This window comes from Lactobacillus bombicola, assembly GCF_900112665.1.
Classification (GTDB): Bacteria; Bacillota; Bacilli; order Lactobacillales; family Lactobacillaceae; genus Lactobacillus; species Lactobacillus bombicola.
In genome coordinates this window covers 1-14,828 of record NZ_FOMN01000010.1, presented here as the reverse complement: position 1 = coordinate 14,828, position 14,828 = coordinate 1, and the positions used below count along the sequence as shown (strand labels likewise).

At 33.6% G+C, this 14,828-nt stretch carries 14 protein-coding genes and 3 pseudogenes; 15 read left to right on the top strand and 2 right to left on the bottom strand.

Features of this window, described 5'->3' with window-relative positions:
- Window positions 1-214 precede the first annotated feature (214 nt).
- From helD to BM203_RS07155, 8 genes and pseudogenes are all read left to right on the top strand, one after another.
- Window positions 215-2,505 (top strand): annotated as a pseudogene (gene helD, locus BM203_RS07185) (RNA polymerase recycling motor HelD).
- A 9-nt stretch (window positions 2,506-2,514) separates the two neighbouring features.
- Window positions 2,515-2,964 (top strand): GNAT family N-acetyltransferase, encoded by a 450-nt coding sequence (locus tag BM203_RS07180; RefSeq protein ID WP_090093910.1) that lies wholly within the window; start codon window positions 2,515-2,517, stop codon window positions 2,962-2,964.
- A gap of 148 nt (window positions 2,965-3,112) precedes the next feature.
- A complete protein-coding gene (gene coaA / locus BM203_RS07175; RefSeq protein WP_090093908.1) occupies window positions 3,113-4,027 on the top strand; it encodes a type I pantothenate kinase in 915 nt (304 codons plus the stop codon).
- A 31-nt stretch (window positions 4,028-4,058) separates the two neighbouring features.
- Entirely contained in the window at window positions 4,059-5,045 is a 987-nt protein-coding gene (locus tag BM203_RS07170) for an ornithine cyclodeaminase family protein (protein WP_090093907.1), read from the top strand.
- 205 nt (window positions 5,046-5,250) lie between these two features.
- Window positions 5,251-5,823: an elongation factor P gene (efp, locus tag BM203_RS07165; protein ID WP_090093905.1), complete on the top strand. Its 573-nt coding sequence runs from the start codon at window positions 5,251-5,253 to the stop codon at window positions 5,821-5,823.
- Between the two features lie 138 nt (window positions 5,824-5,961).
- Window positions 5,962-6,234, top strand: a pseudogene (locus tag BM203_RS08730) (helix-turn-helix domain-containing protein); the annotation flags it as partial.
- Between the two features lie 15 nt (window positions 6,235-6,249).
- Window positions 6,250-6,420 carry a hypothetical protein gene (locus BM203_RS08615; RefSeq protein WP_228150124.1) on the top strand — a complete coding sequence of 57 codons (171 nt, stop codon included), beginning with the start codon at window positions 6,250-6,252 and terminating at the stop codon, window positions 6,418-6,420.
- A 163-nt stretch (window positions 6,421-6,583) separates the two neighbouring features.
- Window positions 6,584-7,297, top strand: a pseudogene (locus BM203_RS07155) (IS3 family transposase); the annotation flags it as partial.
- A gap of 76 nt (window positions 7,298-7,373) precedes the next feature.
- Here BM203_RS07155 and BM203_RS07150 read toward each other — a convergent pair.
- On the bottom strand, window positions 7,374-8,381 hold the full coding sequence (locus tag BM203_RS07150; protein WP_090093902.1) for an SLAP domain-containing protein: 1,008 nt from the start codon (window positions 8,379-8,381) through the stop codon (window positions 7,374-7,376).
- 557 nt (window positions 8,382-8,938) lie between these two features.
- Here BM203_RS07150 and BM203_RS07145 point away from each other — a divergent pair.
- Complete coding sequence (locus BM203_RS07145) at window positions 8,939-9,283, top strand: hypothetical protein (RefSeq protein WP_090093901.1); 345 nt, start codon at window positions 8,939-8,941, stop codon at window positions 9,281-9,283.
- A 64-nt stretch (window positions 9,284-9,347) separates the two neighbouring features.
- Here BM203_RS07145 and BM203_RS07140 read toward each other — a convergent pair whose 3' ends face one another.
- On the bottom strand, window positions 9,348-10,109 hold the full coding sequence (locus BM203_RS07140; protein WP_090093899.1) for a DeoR/GlpR family DNA-binding transcription regulator: 762 nt from the start codon (window positions 10,107-10,109) through the stop codon (window positions 9,348-9,350).
- 196 nt (window positions 10,110-10,305) lie between these two features.
- Here BM203_RS07140 and ulaG point away from each other — a divergent pair, with 196 nt between their 5' ends.
- The 6 genes from ulaG to BM203_RS07110 form a co-directional block, all read left to right on the top strand.
- Window positions 10,306-11,379 carry an L-ascorbate 6-phosphate lactonase gene (ulaG, locus tag BM203_RS07135; RefSeq protein WP_090093897.1) on the top strand — a complete coding sequence of 358 codons (1,074 nt, stop codon included), beginning with the start codon at window positions 10,306-10,308 and terminating at the stop codon, window positions 11,377-11,379.
- 24 nt (window positions 11,380-11,403) lie between these two features.
- Complete coding sequence (locus tag BM203_RS07130; protein WP_090093895.1) at window positions 11,404-11,880, top strand: PTS sugar transporter subunit IIA; 477 nt, start codon at window positions 11,404-11,406, stop codon at window positions 11,878-11,880.
- Between the two features lie 2 nt (window positions 11,881-11,882).
- Window positions 11,883-13,373 carry a PTS ascorbate transporter subunit IIC gene (locus BM203_RS07125; RefSeq protein ID WP_090093894.1) on the top strand — a complete coding sequence of 497 codons (1,491 nt, stop codon included), beginning with the start codon at window positions 11,883-11,885 and terminating at the stop codon, window positions 13,371-13,373.
- A 15-nt stretch (window positions 13,374-13,388) separates the two neighbouring features.
- Complete coding sequence (locus BM203_RS07120) at window positions 13,389-13,694, top strand: PTS sugar transporter subunit IIB (RefSeq protein WP_090093892.1); 306 nt, start codon at window positions 13,389-13,391, stop codon at window positions 13,692-13,694.
- A 9-nt stretch (window positions 13,695-13,703) separates the two neighbouring features.
- Window positions 13,704-14,342, top strand: a complete 639-nt coding sequence (locus BM203_RS07115; protein ID WP_090093891.1) for a 3-dehydro-L-gulonate-6-phosphate decarboxylase — start codon at window positions 13,704-13,706, stop codon at window positions 14,340-14,342.
- Between the two features lie 87 nt (window positions 14,343-14,429).
- Window positions 14,430-14,828 (top strand): TIM barrel protein (locus BM203_RS07110; RefSeq protein WP_143453051.1); only part of this gene is annotated, 399 nt, incomplete at its 3' end.

Sequence of the window (14,828 nt, the reverse complement as noted above, 5' to 3'; positions counted from 1 at the left end):
AAGTTAATTTGACTAGAAAATAGTTAAAACTTTTCATATTACTCAACTCCAATTTACTTTAAATAAAAAATGCCAATGCTATTAATCAAATTATAAACATAATTAGATTAACTTTCATGATTTTTCATATTTTTTACAAATAAACTAAAGAATTATATATTAATCCGATTTCATGTTAAAATAATATGCAAGTTTTGAGAAAATAGGTGACCTTATGACAAATGCGATGGATGATAAAGAGTTTGAACAAAATCATCTCAAACAAATTTTAAAAATGATTAGAGCTAAAAAGTCTGAATTGTCTTCATCAATAAAATCTGCTGCGGGAGAAGCTAAGGAACTTAATTCTCACTTTTATGATGATGTAAAATTAGATTATGATGGTTATTCTACGTCAATGGAAACAGCCTTGTCTATTCATCAGCAGCAGCAATTGCTTGATGAACGTGAAAACGCTTGGCAACATGCGGCTAAACAGTTGGGAATTGTGCAAAAGCTAGAGAAGCGACCTTATTTTGCGCGCGTAGATTTTAAAGAAAATGGCCAACAATTAGAGACTATTTATATTGGATTGAGTTCATTTGCAGATAAGGACAACCATTTTTTGATTTATGACTGGCGTGCACCAATTTCTTCAATTTATTATGATGGCAAGTTGGGGCAGGTTTCTTACATGTCACCTGAAGGTGAAATTACAGTTGAAATGAGTAAAAAACGTCAGTTTATGATTGAAAACGGCAAGATTATCAACATGTTTGATACCGATGAATCAATTGGTGATCAGATGCTTTTAGAGGTACTAGGGGAAAAATCTAGTACGCAAATGAAATCAATTGTTACAACAATTCAGCGCGAACAAAACAAAATTATCAGAAATACTAGCGCGGATTTACTTTTTGTTCAAGGAGCAGCTGGTTCAGGTAAAACATCAGCTATTTTACAAAGAATTGCCTATTTGCTATATCGTTATCGTGGTAATTTGAAAAGTAGCGATGTCATTATGTTTAGCCCTAATCAGTTGTTCAATGACTATATTAAAAACGTATTACCCGAAATGGGTGAGCAAAATATGGTTCAAATGACCTATTGGCAATTTGTGGCTAGACGCTTACCAGGCATGGAGGTAGAGAATTTATTTGACCAGTTTGAAGATCAGGTTGCTGATTCGGCAATTAGTCGTTTGAAAGATTCGACGCACTTTTTTAAGCTGATGACTCATTATGCTAAATACCTTAATCAGCATGGGGTCGTTTTTAAAAATATCTATTTTCGTAATCAAAAGCGTCCTTTTTTTGATAAAGAAAAAATCGGTGAACTTTATTATTCATTCAACGAAAATTATAATTTAAGTAATCGAATTGACGCAACACGTGAAGAATTAATTAAGCTTCTTAATCGAAAGATTAATACTGAAGCTAAGAAAAATTGGGTGGCCGAAGAAATTCAAAATTTAAGTCGTGAACAATTAATGCAATTATACGATCATCCAGATCAAGAATTTGAATCAGAAGAAAAAGAAGAAAAATTCTTAAGCCGAAAAATTGTAATTAAGTCCTTAAATACGGTGTTTCAGCAGATTAAGCGCAATAATTTTATTAACATGCGTTTACAATATCTCAATTTCTTACGGGCGGTCCCTAAAATGACTGATTTATCCAAGTGGGGAATTAGTTTAGCCGATTGGTCTAAGCATATTCTAAGTGTAAAAGAAAGTTTTACTAAGCATTATATCCATATGAATGATGTTTCAGCATATCTTTACTTATATGATTTGTTAACGGGACGACATGTTGACTATGAAATGCGCTATGCTTTTATTGATGAGATTCAAGATTATACTCCCTTCCAATTATGTTATTTGAAATATAATTTCCCACGGGCCAAATTTACTATGTTGGGTGATCTGAATCAGGCTATTTTTACTAAAGATGAGAGCAGCACCTTGCTGAAACAAATTAGTAATTTATTTGATCCTAAAAAACCACTGTGGTGCAGCTGACTAAGTCATATCGATCAACCAAACAATTAACGGACTTTACTAAGCAAGTTCTGCGTCAAGGTGAGAAAATTGAATCGTTTAATCGACAAGGACCAAAACCTACTCTGTGGCAAAGGTCAGATAGTGAAGCTATCCATGTCTTAACCGAAATTCTTAAGCAAAATAACATAGATAAACTGACTACGGCAATTATTACGAAAGATTTAGCTAGTGCGCAAGTTGTTGCTCAAAAATTAAAAGCCAATGGAACTAAAGCAGTTTTGATTGCTACAGCAAATCAGCGATTAGTTGATGGTACGTTAGTCATTCCATCCTATCTGGCCAAGGGCTTAGAATTTGATGCCGTAATTATGTGGGATGCTTCAAAGAATAATTATCATAAGCTTGATGAAACACAACTAGTTTATACAATAACGTCACGGGCAATGTACAAGCTTGATATTATTTATACGGGTGAAAAAAGTCCCTTGCTCGATGTTGATCAACATACTTATATTGAAAAGTAGGTAGCATAAATGATAGATAGGAAAGATTTTTCATTTAAAAAAATTGCTGATATGTCTGGACGTGAAATGTTTTGTATTGAACGTTTACGCGCAGATACATTTGTTTGTGAACAAAAAATTATTGATCCCGAGCTTGACGATCAGGACCTAGAGGCAATTCATGTTTTTCTTTTGAATCAAAAACAAACTAAGGCGTTAGCGGTTTGTCGTATTTTTGTAGAAAATAATAAGTGGATGCTAGGTCGAGTTGCTGTTGATAGTAATTTACGTGGGCAACATCTTGGTGCAGAAATGATGGCGCAAGTACATAAATACTTAAGACAAAAGGGGATAAGCCAATTATATTGTCATGCACAGCTGCAGGCTAAGCCTTTTTATGATTCTTTGGGCTATCAGGCACAAGGTGATGTATTTGATGAAGCTGGTGTAAAACATATTATGATGTATTACAATTTATAAATAAAAACTCGTATATTGATACGAGTTTTTATTTTGGAGAGAAACTATTCTATAAGACTATTCAATTTTAGTTAATGTTTTAGCCTTTTAGAATGGGGTGCTATTTTTGATTTATAATAGAATAAAATAAATTTAGGGAAGCATATTAATGAAAAATTATTTACGTTTTAAGCGGGACGAATGGGCGGCATTATCCCCTGAAAGCAAAGTCCAAGTCACACCGGAAGAACTTACAAAAATCAAATCCTTAGGTGACGTTATCAATTTAACTGATGTTCAAGAAATTTATAGTACATTAGTTTCATATCTTTATTTAATGTATCAAGAAAAATGTTCCTTACAGCAAAAGCAACGGGAATTTTTATTGCAAAAGGTGGATGCTGCACCGTTTATTATTGGTATTTCTGGATCAGTTGCGGTTGGTAAATCCACTATAGCTCGCCTTTTACAGATGCTCTTAAGCCGAACGTATCCTAGTTTAAAGGTACACTTAATGACGACAGATGGTTTTATTTACTCTAATCGCGAATTAAAAAGACGTAATTTGTTTGAACGCAAGGGTTTTCCCGAAAGCTATGATATGAACCTACTTAGTGATTTTCTGCAAGATGTATTAGGTGGAAAAAAGGAAATAGCTTACCCATTGTATTCGCAAGAGTTAAGTGATATTGTTCCAGGTAAGTATGGTCATGTAAAACGACCTAATATTCTGATTATTGAAGGTATTAATACTTTGCAATTACCAACTAATGGTCAAATTGTAACCAGTGATTTTTTCGACTTTTCGATTTATGTTGATGCACAAGAAGAATTAATTGAAAAATGGTTTATGCAGAGGTTTATTCGGGTGTTAGAACTCAATAAAAATAATCCAGATAATTTTTATTACAAAATGGCCAACGGTCCACGGCAAGATGCTTTGCAACTGGCACAAGATACATGGCAGATGGTCAATTTGGTTAATTTGCGCGAATATATAGCTCCGACTAAACAGCGTGCAGGCTTAATTTTACATAAAACAGCTGGTCATATTATTGATCAAATTTATCTTAAACAAATCTAGCTTATGAAGTTTAATTATCAAGGAGAAAATAATGTTAATTTTGACAAAAAATGATATTGAAATGTGTTATTCAATAGAAGATTGTATCAGTGCAGTACAGGATGCCTTTGAATATTTTTCTGCAGGTAAGGTTGATGTTCCGCTAAGAACCCAAATTGTTAAAAGTAACGGTAAAGATAGTTTTTTATGTATGCCCGCTTTTTGTGAAGCATATAATGCTGCTTGTGTAAAAGTTCTGAACATGTTTCCCGAAAATATTAATAAGGGTAGACCCTCGATAAATGCCCAAGTATTAAATATTGATACTCAAACTGGCGAAATTAATGCAATTTTGGATGGTAATTATGTGACACAATTACGAACGGGCGCTGCATCTGGTGTGGCTCTAAAATACCTTGCTAAAAAAGATTGCCATAAGGGAGCCTTAATTGGGACGGGTGGTCAAGCTGCTACGCAGTTAGAAGCAATGTTGCTTATTTGTAAGCCAGCGTTAGTTCAAGTTAGTGATTTAGATTTTGTAAGAGCAACAAGATTTGCACAAGAAATGCAGCAAAAATTTGCTAAATATCAGACTAAAATTATGGCGGTTGAATCAGCTAATACTGCAATTAAAGAAGCTGATGTTATTATTTCAGTGACGCTTTCAACTACACCGGTTTATGATGCTAGTTATATTAAAGCAGGCGCAACTATTTGCGGTGTAGGTTCTTATCAGCCACAGATGGAGGAAACTCCAGCGGAGTTAGTAACTAGGGCTGATAAAATTTATTTTGATTCGCAAGCGGCAGTTTTAGCGGAATCTGGTGACTTGATTATTCCTTTAAATAAGGGGTTAATTTCGCAAGCCAAGCTTACTGGCGAAATCGGCCGTGTAATTAGTGGCGAACTTGTGGGACGTGAAAATGATCAAGAAGTAATTTTCTTTGAAACAGTAGGAATAGCTGCGCAAGATTTAATGACGGCTAAAACAATTTATCAAAAAGCTGTTGAGCAAAAAATTGGTAGTAAGCAAAATTGATTATATTAAAGAAATAAAAATAGTAAAAAGTAAAGTAGTTAATGTCTGCCATAATTTAACTATTTTTGTAGCGAGAAGGACAAGTTTGCTATAATTAATTAGATGAATAAGATTTATTTATGATTGATTAAAAAACTCACATTGCCTCTAGTGAGGACTTAGTTATTTTTAGTCATTTCTAATTAAGCATTTAAGGAGTAAAAAATTGGTACAGGCAATTAATTTGAAAAAGGGTATGGTTTTTAGTCAGGATGGTAAGTTGATACGGGTCTTAAAAGCTAACCATCATAAACCAGGTAAAGGAAATACCGTTATGCAAATGGATTTGCGTAATATTGAAAGTGGAGCAGTAGTTCATAAAACAATGCGACCGACAGAAAAGGTTGAATTAATTGATATTACTAAGAAAAATGCCCAGTTTTTGTATAATGAAGGGGATACTTATACCTTTATGGATTCAGAAACTTACGAACAGTATGAAGTTACTAGTGAAAAATTGGGTGACGACAAGCTTTACTTAATTCCTAATATTCAAGTGCAACTTGAATTTGCTAACGATAGTAACCTTCTAGGGGTCGAACTTCCAGCAACAGTAGTAATGAAGGTAGTACATACAGAGCCTGGAATTAAGGGTGCCACAGTCACTGGTACAGGTAAACCAGCAACTATGGAAACTGGTCTAGTTGTGCAAGTTCCTGATTTTATTAAAGATGGAGAAGAATTGGTAATTAATACGGCTGAAGGTGTATATAAGTCAAGAGCTGAAGGAAATAAGTAAAATCAAAAAACCGCAACACTGATGAAGTTAACCCCCGGAATTGGACAAAGATTCCAATTCGAGGGTTTTCTTATGTCTAAATATTTACTAAAAACAAAATTAGAAGCAGTAGATTTGTATCAATGAGGATTTAGTACAAAAGAAATTCAAGAGCAATTACATATCACATCACGTAGATCTATTGATGGTTGGATCAATAATTATCAACAGTATGGTAACAGAGGCCTGGAAAAAAGCTTTTCTAAGACAAGATATAGTGGTCAATTTAAATTAGAAGTCTTAAACTGGAGAAAAGAACATAGTGCCAGCTATCAAATTACTGCCAATCATTTTAATATTAAACAACATTCCACTATTGCGAATTGGCAAAGAAAATTAAATGAAGGCGGTGTTGATGCTTTATTTATTAAGCAAGGACGACCATTAATGCATAAAAAGAAAATTAAAGCAAAGAAGCATAAATATACTTCTCAAGAGTTAACTGAACTTGAACGTTTACGTTTAGAGAATCGTGCATTACATGTAGAAAATGAATATCTAAAAAAACTAGATGCCTTAGTTCAGAAACGCGGACATCGGCTGAAGAAAGATCTATAGTTAATGAACTAAGGCAAGAATTTGGCTTTAAATTAAAAGAAATATTACCCTAAACAAGTTTGTCTAAAAGTACATTCGAGTACCATCCTCATCCAAAAAAGAAGCTAATCAGTGATAAAGCACTTGTTTCAATTATCAAAATGATAAAGAAGCATATGCCAGTTATGGATACTGGCCTATAACTGATACTCTGAGGATGACTTATCACCTAATGGTTAACCATAAACGTATTCAACGCTTAATGCGTGAGAACAATTTAGGAGCTAATAAATATAATCTGAGAGCCGGTAAATATGATTCTTCAAAGGGTCCACAAAATAAGAAAGCTAAGAATCGGTTCCATCAAAAGTTTAAGACTGATAGACCATATCAAAAGGTCGTAACTGATATTAGTGAATTTAGATATGGGAACATGACTATCCATGGTTGTGTATATTTATCGCCATTTAAGGACTTATTCAGCGGGGAAATTATTAGTTATAAGATCACCGATCGTCCATTAACAAGATATGTTCTAGAAGGATTAGGGGGAGTGTTTACTGCAAGACCAAAGCTATTAAATTATCGAATGACAATCCATAGTGATCAAGGAATTCAATATCAATCTAATCCATATCGACATGCTTTACGAAAACATAAAGTATTTCAAAGCATGTCACGAAGAGCTACATGTCATGATAATGCAGCTATGGAAAGTTTCTTTCACATTATGAAAGTTGAAATGAATTATTTTACACATCACTTTGATACTAAGAAACAATTGGTTAAGGCGATGAAAGAATGGATAAGTTATTACAATGAAGATAGAATTCGGCACAAACTAAAAGGCTTAACTCCGATTCAATATCGGAATCAAGCCTTAAGTAAAATGATATAAAACTAACGTCCAGTTTTAGGGGTTAGCTTCAAATGCTTCTTAATATGATATTTATATCCTAATAAACTTAAGTTTATTATAGCTGCTTACCATACATATACTTAGTATCAGAAGCCTTAATAAATTTATCTACCGAATCATTACTAGATTGCAACTGATAAAACAATTCAGGTTTACTCTCGTTTGGAAGCTTAATATAAGTTTCTTTGATTACGCTTTCAATAGTTCCTTTAAGTAATATTTGCGGCTCTTTAGATGGAATAACAGAAACATTCTTATTACCAAGTATAATTTCATTTGAATTGGTTTTAGGAATATATTGTTCGCCACTATTATTGTAAATATTAGTATCATTTGTTACATAGACATGCATGTAATTACTGTATGGAAGTAAAGCTTGTCTACAATTAATATTAATAGCATTACTCCACAGATACTGGTCTTTTTGGTCTTTAACACCATACAATTCTGTAGTTCCACCATTATTGTCAGGATCACTATTATCAAGATCATGATAATTAGACTGTCGATCCAAAGTTACTTTTTGACCAACTTTCATATAGCTTTTAGTTTGCTTACCATTGCTATCAAGAATTACTTCTTGACCTGGTTTTCTAGAATATTTTAATGCCTTAATTGTTCCTGTAGCTTGATTTGTATATAAATCATTACCGTTGATTTTTTCAACATTTGCAGCTTTCACATAACCACCATGACCAATGCTGTAATATTCTTGTCCCTTGATTGTCTTATATGGCAAATAGAACCAATTCCAGTCATCATCATGGAATGAATATCTTACTGTATCTGGATCAGCTATTGTTTGTGGTTTATCAACATAGCTAACCGTTGCACCTTTTTTAAGTAACCCATTACTTCTCTGGTAAGAATATAATTTTTGACCTTTTTTATTATAAATACGGGTATTGTGGTTTAATGTTAAGGTACCGTCTGTTGCAATTTTATTTTGCGTTTGGTCAGTGATTTGTGCTGCATGAGCTTGATTAAGACTAGTGGTAATTACTGGCACAGTTGCCAAAGCAACTGCCGCTAAACTAACTATTAATTTTTTACTTTTTTTCATTTTTTATACCTCATAATAAAAAAGAAATAATATATTTACTAAATTATAGTTTATACTTCAAAGTAGTACGTTTCCAGACAAAAAAGCTTGTTAAAACACTTTATGAATTTTCCCCCCTACAGCAAAAGGAAAGACTGTCAGTTCAGTCTTTCCTTTTTTCGTGGCTAGCCAATTGCACAATTAGATCAATTGAAATTATTTTAGATAAATATAGCTCTTGGTCAAGCTAATCATAAAAAAGCACATGCATTAATAATACTTTGTCAAAAATTAGTTTAAAGTCCCTTTCATACGATTCAGCACTTTAAAATATTTTTTATCTTTAATTTTTATTAATGTTGGAATACTTTCAACCTTATATTTTTTGCGTTCCTCGTTCAAAAAATGATCACTAGCCGTACTTTCAGTATTAATGCAATAAATATTTATTTTTTGACGGAGTTCTGCTAATCCAGAGGCGAAAGCTTCTTGTCCTGCAATTAAATTTTAGCTAATACCTAAAATAAAAAATTTACCAGCTTTATTATTCCTAGTATAATAAATATAGAGGTGAGATTATGGAAATTGGACCACTGTCAGAGTGGGTTACTGCAATTGCTGAAATTGCTGCAGTTTGTGTTGCGTTATTTTTACCGTATTTTGAAAAAGTTCGTGAAAAGCGAAAAAATAATCGCAATATGAAACTTATCTTCAAAAAATTAATTGAAGGTTCTTTAAGAGATAATAATACTAAAAGTTTAGAATCATATTTTAAAATTGCTTATTTAGCCAGCGATGATGAGAATGATCAGCAATTACTTTCGGTTGTTCGGCATGCAATTGAAATTATTAAAGATGATAAAATGTCATCAAGTCAAAAGAATGATGCTATTCAAGAAATATTAGCGTTTTTAAGTGAATAATAGCTATTTAATAATCAAATTGAAAAACGAGCATAAAAAGGTAAGACTTTTTATGCTCGTTTTTTTATAGTTTAACTTGAATTACTTGCACTCCCGCTTTACTAAATTTTTCTATTGTTTTTTTAGGTGTAAAAGTATCGGTAATCAATAAATCAATATCTGATATCTGTCCAATTGTAAAATTAGAAAATTGATTAAATTTACTATAATCTGCAACAACAATCAGCTTTTTAGCTTGCTTAATAATAGCTTTATTGACCTTTGCTTCTTCCATAAATGGCGTAGAAATACCACGAGTTAAGCTTATTCCAGCACAACCAATTATTGCCCAATCCGCATAAATTTTCAAAAAGGCATCCACGGCCCATTCACCACTCATAATCAGTTTGCGGCTGATATTACCACCACTTAAGATTATTTTACTATTACTTTTTCGAATATCTAAGTTTCCGGCATAGCCGTTGTTAGTCAAAATATTAACATCTTTTTTAAGCAAATAAGGAATTGCTTCAAAGGCAGTTGTGCTTGAATTAATAAAAATCCAACTATGTTTTTCAATATGGGCTGCAGCTTCTTTGCCAAGGCATTGTTTGATATAACTGACTGAATCTGTTAATGGTATTTCTTCTGGCTTAACTAAAGTTATCAGTCCTTTGTCTTGTATAACTTTACCTTGATTAGCAAGATAACTACAATCTCTGCGCATGGTCATTATTGAAACATTTAATTTATCGCTAAGTGCATTAAGAGAAAGCGTCTTTTGATGATTGAGCAAATTAATAATTTGTTTTCGTCTATTTTTTATTTCTTGATATGAATTTTTCATTAGCAGATTTCCTCAATAAATTTTTTATCGCTCTATTTTTATCATAAAATATGAAAAAATATCAATATTAACGACTTTTATTTGAAAAAATATCATAAAAAAAGATAAATATCATAAAATACGATTGAAAGCGATACCAATAAACAATATAATTTACCGTGAAAACAAACCAAGATTGTCTTACAGGAGGAACAAAATGGCTCAACCTAAAAATATTAATGATGTTACACCAGCTGTATTTGCGGAAAATAATTTTCCTGAATGGGGAACTTTCTTAAACGAACAAATTGCAAATAAAGAGGTACCAGAAAAATCTTTTGCAATTTGGTGGTTAGGCTGCATGGGAACATGGCTAAAAACACATGAGGGTACCAATGTTGCTATTGACATGTGGAATGGTACTGGTAAACACACACATGGTGATGGCAAAATGCGTCAGGGTCATCAAATGATGAGAATGACTGGTGCAGAGACTATGCAACCCAATATGCGTAATAAACCTTATGTAATTGACCCATTTGCAATTAAAGATTTAGATGCGCTTTGCGTTACACATACTCACCATGATCATTTAGATATCTATACTGCTGCTTGTGTTAATAAATATTGCCCAAATGCAAAATTTATCGGCCCACAAGGGGTAGCAGATGAATGGATTGACTGGGGTATTCCTAAAGAAAAAATTACTGTTGTTAAGCCAGGAGATGAAGTTAAAGTTGGCGCAGCAACAATAAAAGCTTTGGAAGCTTTTGATCGTACCGAATTAGTTACTGAGGATGACCCTAATGTAAAATTAGCGGGCACCATGCCGATTGAAATGGATAAGGTAGCGGTTAACTATTTAGTTAAAACATCAGGTGGAAATTTATATCATTCTGGTGACTCCCATTATTCTAACACTTTTGTTAAACATGGTAATGAAAATAAAATTGATGTTGCCTTATGTGCTTATGGCGAAAATCCGCGTGGTATCACAGATAAGTTAGATGATTCACAAGTTTTACGGATGGCTGAAGCGTTGAATACCCAAGTTATTATTCCAATGCACTATGATATTTGGTCTAATTTTTATAGTGATCCTAAAGATATTTTAGCTTTATGGGATAGAAAGCGATATCGTTTGCAATACGGATTTAAACCTTATATTTGGCAAGTAGGCGGTGAATTTAATTTCCCACAAGATAAAGATAAATATGAATATATGTATGATCGCGGCTTCCATGATGCATTCAAAAATGATCCTGACTTGCCATTCCCTGAATTATTATAATTGTATTAATGGCAGGAGGAAATCATGTTACCTTATTTTTTAGAAAATAATCTAATCAATATTAGTTCACAGCATCCTAAAGACTGGCAAGAAGCGATTCGAATTTCCGGGGAAATAATGAAAAAGAATAATCTGGTAACCGATAAATATATTGACCAGGTAATTGCTGATATTAAACAATATGGTCCATATATTGTTATCGTACCTGGAGTTGCTATGCCACATTCACAAGCAGACAGTTTGGATGTTCTAGGAACCGGAATTGGGTTAACAATATTCCCCGAAAAAGTTTCCTTCGATCATAATGATTCTGAAAAAGATGCACAATTATTTTTTATGTTAGCAGCAAAAGATAATGCAACACATATGAAAAATATTGCTAATCTATCTAATCTACTAATGGAAGAAGGAATGATTGAAGATTTGTGTCAGGTAAAAAATTTAGCAGATTATCGCAAAGTTATTCAAAAACATGATTCAAATAAAGAAAAGAGCAAATAAAAATGCAGAATATTTTGAATGCTTTATTGGCTGTTTGGAGCTATTTTGCTACTAATATTTTAAATCAGCCAGCCTTTATGATAGGTTTTATTGTTCTAATTGGTTATATTTTAGAACATAAAAAATGGTATGACGTTTTGTCAGGCTTTTTAAAAGCAACTGTCGGTTACTTTATTTTGGTAGCTGGTTCAGGTGGACTAGTTAATACTTTTAGGCCGATTCTAGTCGGTTTAAAGGAACGTTTTCATTTAAATGCGATGATAATTGATCCATATTTTGGACAAAATGCGGTTAATGCAGGAATTATGCAACGCTTTGGGCGCTCGTTTGCCGATACTATGTTATTGCTATTATTTGCATATGTAATTAATATTTTATTGGTTAGATTTTCAAAATATACAAAATTACGGGCGGTCTTTACTACGGGTAATGTCCAAGTTCAGCAGGCAGCAACTGCTTTTTGGTTAATACTATTTTGTTTTCCAAATTTAAACCGATTATCTATTTTAGCTATTATGAGTCTGATTTTAGGTTTATATTGGGCCGTTGGCTCTAATTTGACTGTTGGCATTACGCAAGAGTTGACTGAAGGTGCTGGATTTGCTGTTGCTCATCAGCAAATGTTTGGTATTTATTTCTTTGCAAAAATTTCAGAAATAATTGAAAAACACTCAATCAAAACTAATAAAAATAAAAGTAAGCGCTTAGAAGATATCAAATTGCCAAGCTTTATGTCTATTTTTAACGATAACATGGTTTCCACTTCAATCTTAATGTTGATCTTCATTGGTGCCATTTTAGTTGTTTTAGGACCTGATTATCTAATTAAGGCGCATTTTATGCAAAAAGGGCAAAGTTTTCTTTTTTATATTTTGCAAACTGCCCTGCAATTCTCTGTTTACTTAGCAATTTTACAGTTGGGAGTTAGGACTTTTGTTAATGAATTAACGGAATCCTTTACAGGAATTTCTGATCGTTGGTTGCCAGGTGCGGTTCCAGGAATTGATGTGGCTGCAACCTTGGGCTTTGGTTCACAGAATGCACAAACAATTGGCTTTATGTTCGGTGCTCTAGGTCAATTTACTATGATTATTTTATTATTGTTGTTCCACTCGCCAACCTTAGTCATTGCAGGGTTTATTCCTTTATTCTTTGATAACGCTGTAATTGGCTTATATTCAAATAATCGAGGGGGCTATAAGTGTGCCATGATTATGCCTTTTATTTCTGGTTTGATTCAAGTGGCTGGGTCGGCACTGATAGCAACTTGGATTGGTATGGCCAAATATGGTGGTTATCTTGGAATGTTTGATTGGGCAACGGTTTGGCCATTCTTTACAGTTATTATGAAATATCTAGGTTTGATAGGTGTAGTTGTGATTATTTTGCTACTGTTGGCTATTCCGCAATTGCAATATCGGGCCGATCCAGAAGGGTACTTCTTAATTACTGAGGATTATTCCGCATGGCAAAATTTAAATAAAAAAGATTAGAAAGAAAGGTATAGTATGAAAATTTTAACGGCATGTGCCAACGGTTCAGGTACTAGTTTGATGTTAATGAGAACTGTCAAGAAAACATTGGAAAAGTTGGGGTATCAAATTACACAGGCTGATCATACGTCTGTTTCTGAAGCTAAGGGAATTGCTCGCAACTATGATGTGGTATTTACTTCAGTTCCCTTCATTAATATGTTTGATGAAGTAAAAAAACGTGGTGGTGAAGTAATTGGTATCAAGAATGTTATTTCTGCTGCTGAGGTTGAAGAAAAAATAAAGGCTTCAGCTATTCCTACTAAGTTTAAGAAGAATTAGGAGACAATTATGGATTTACCAAAATTACAAGTGGCTTTAGATTGTGATAATACTGCTCAAGCAATTAATGTTTTACGCCAAGTAAAAGATGAAATTGATGTCGTTGAAACTGGTACAATTTTAATTTATCGCGATGGTTTAAGTGCAGTTTCTGCTTTGCGAGCAATGGCTCCTGAAAAAATTGTATTAGCTGATGTTAAGTGTGCTGACGCTGGGACTAAGTGTGGTCAGTCATGCAAGCAAGCTGGTGCAGATTGGATGACGTGCATTAATGCGGCAACAGTACCAACTATGAGCAATGCACAAAAAGAAATTGAAGTCCAAGTGGAATTATATGAAGGTTGGGAAGACGAAAATAGAATGCAAGAATGGCTTGATCATGGCATTCATCAAGTTGTCTACCACCAAAGTCGTGATGCTAAATTTGCAGGACAAAAGTGGTCTGAAAAAGATGTTGCTAATGTTAAAAATTTAATCAAGCTGGGCTTTAAAGTTTCAGTTACTGGTGGTGTTCATCCAGAAGTACTACAGCTATTTGCAGGAGTACCAGTTTATACATTTATTGCTGGACGTGATATTAGAGAAGCTGCCGATCCACATGAACAAGCCAAAAAATTTAAGGATGAAATTAATAAAATTTGGGGTTAATTTAGTAAAAAAGGAGGGTGTTAACGGCGATGTTCGTTAACACCCTTTTTAATTTAAGCAAGTTAAAAAAGGAGTTGAATGTGCATCATGACAACTAATGCACTCGGAATTTACGAAAAAGCTTTACCACAAGATCTATCCTGGCGGGAAACGTTTGAATTAACACATGACTTAGGTTTTAATTTTTTAGAATTTTCGATTGATGAAAGTGATCAACGGTTGGCGCGGCTTGATTGGACACGCCAGCAACGCCAGGAATTTCGTGACCTAATGTGGGCTACTAAGACACGCATTAATAACTTAATGCTCTCTGGTCACCGCCGCTTTCCTTTGGGTTCAGCCAACCCCCAAATTCGCCAGCAGGCATTAACGATGATGCAAAAGGCAATCGATTTGTGTGTTGACTTAGGCATTCATAACATTCAAATGGCGGGTTATGATGTTTATTATGAAGAAAAGACGGCTTCTTCGCGTGAATATTTTGTA

What these genes read in the sequence shown, in the direction of transcription:
- BM203_RS07180 (WP_090093910.1), top strand. Translation starts at nt 2,515, where the DNA reads ATGATAGATAGGAAAGATTTTTCATTTAAAAAAATTGCTGATATGTCT.
- coaA (WP_090093908.1), top strand. Translation starts at nt 3,113, where the DNA reads ATGAAAAATTATTTACGTTTTAAGCGGGACGAATGGGCGGCATTATCC.
- BM203_RS07170 (WP_090093907.1), top strand. Translation starts at nt 4,059, where the DNA reads ATGTTAATTTTGACAAAAAATGATATTGAAATGTGTTATTCAATAGAA.
- BM203_RS08615 (WP_228150124.1), top strand. Translation starts at nt 6,250, where the DNA reads ATGCATAAAAAGAAAATTAAAGCAAAGAAGCATAAATATACTTCTCAA.
- BM203_RS07150 (WP_090093902.1), bottom strand. Translation starts at nt 8,381, where the DNA reads ATGAAAAAAAGTAAAAAATTAATAGTTAGTTTAGCGGCAGTTGCTTTG.
- BM203_RS07145 (WP_090093901.1), top strand. Translation starts at nt 8,939, where the DNA reads ATGGAAATTGGACCACTGTCAGAGTGGGTTACTGCAATTGCTGAAATT.
- BM203_RS07140 (WP_090093899.1), bottom strand. Translation starts at nt 10,109, where the DNA reads ATGAAAAATTCATATCAAGAAATAAAAAATAGACGAAAACAAATTATT.
- ulaG (WP_090093897.1), top strand. Translation starts at nt 10,306, where the DNA reads ATGGCTCAACCTAAAAATATTAATGATGTTACACCAGCTGTATTTGCG.
- BM203_RS07130 (WP_090093895.1), top strand. Translation starts at nt 11,404, where the DNA reads ATGTTACCTTATTTTTTAGAAAATAATCTAATCAATATTAGTTCACAG.
- BM203_RS07125 (WP_090093894.1), top strand. Translation starts at nt 11,883, where the DNA reads ATGCAGAATATTTTGAATGCTTTATTGGCTGTTTGGAGCTATTTTGCT.
- BM203_RS07120 (WP_090093892.1), top strand. Translation starts at nt 13,389, where the DNA reads ATGAAAATTTTAACGGCATGTGCCAACGGTTCAGGTACTAGTTTGATG.
- BM203_RS07115 (WP_090093891.1), top strand. Translation starts at nt 13,704, where the DNA reads ATGGATTTACCAAAATTACAAGTGGCTTTAGATTGTGATAATACTGCT.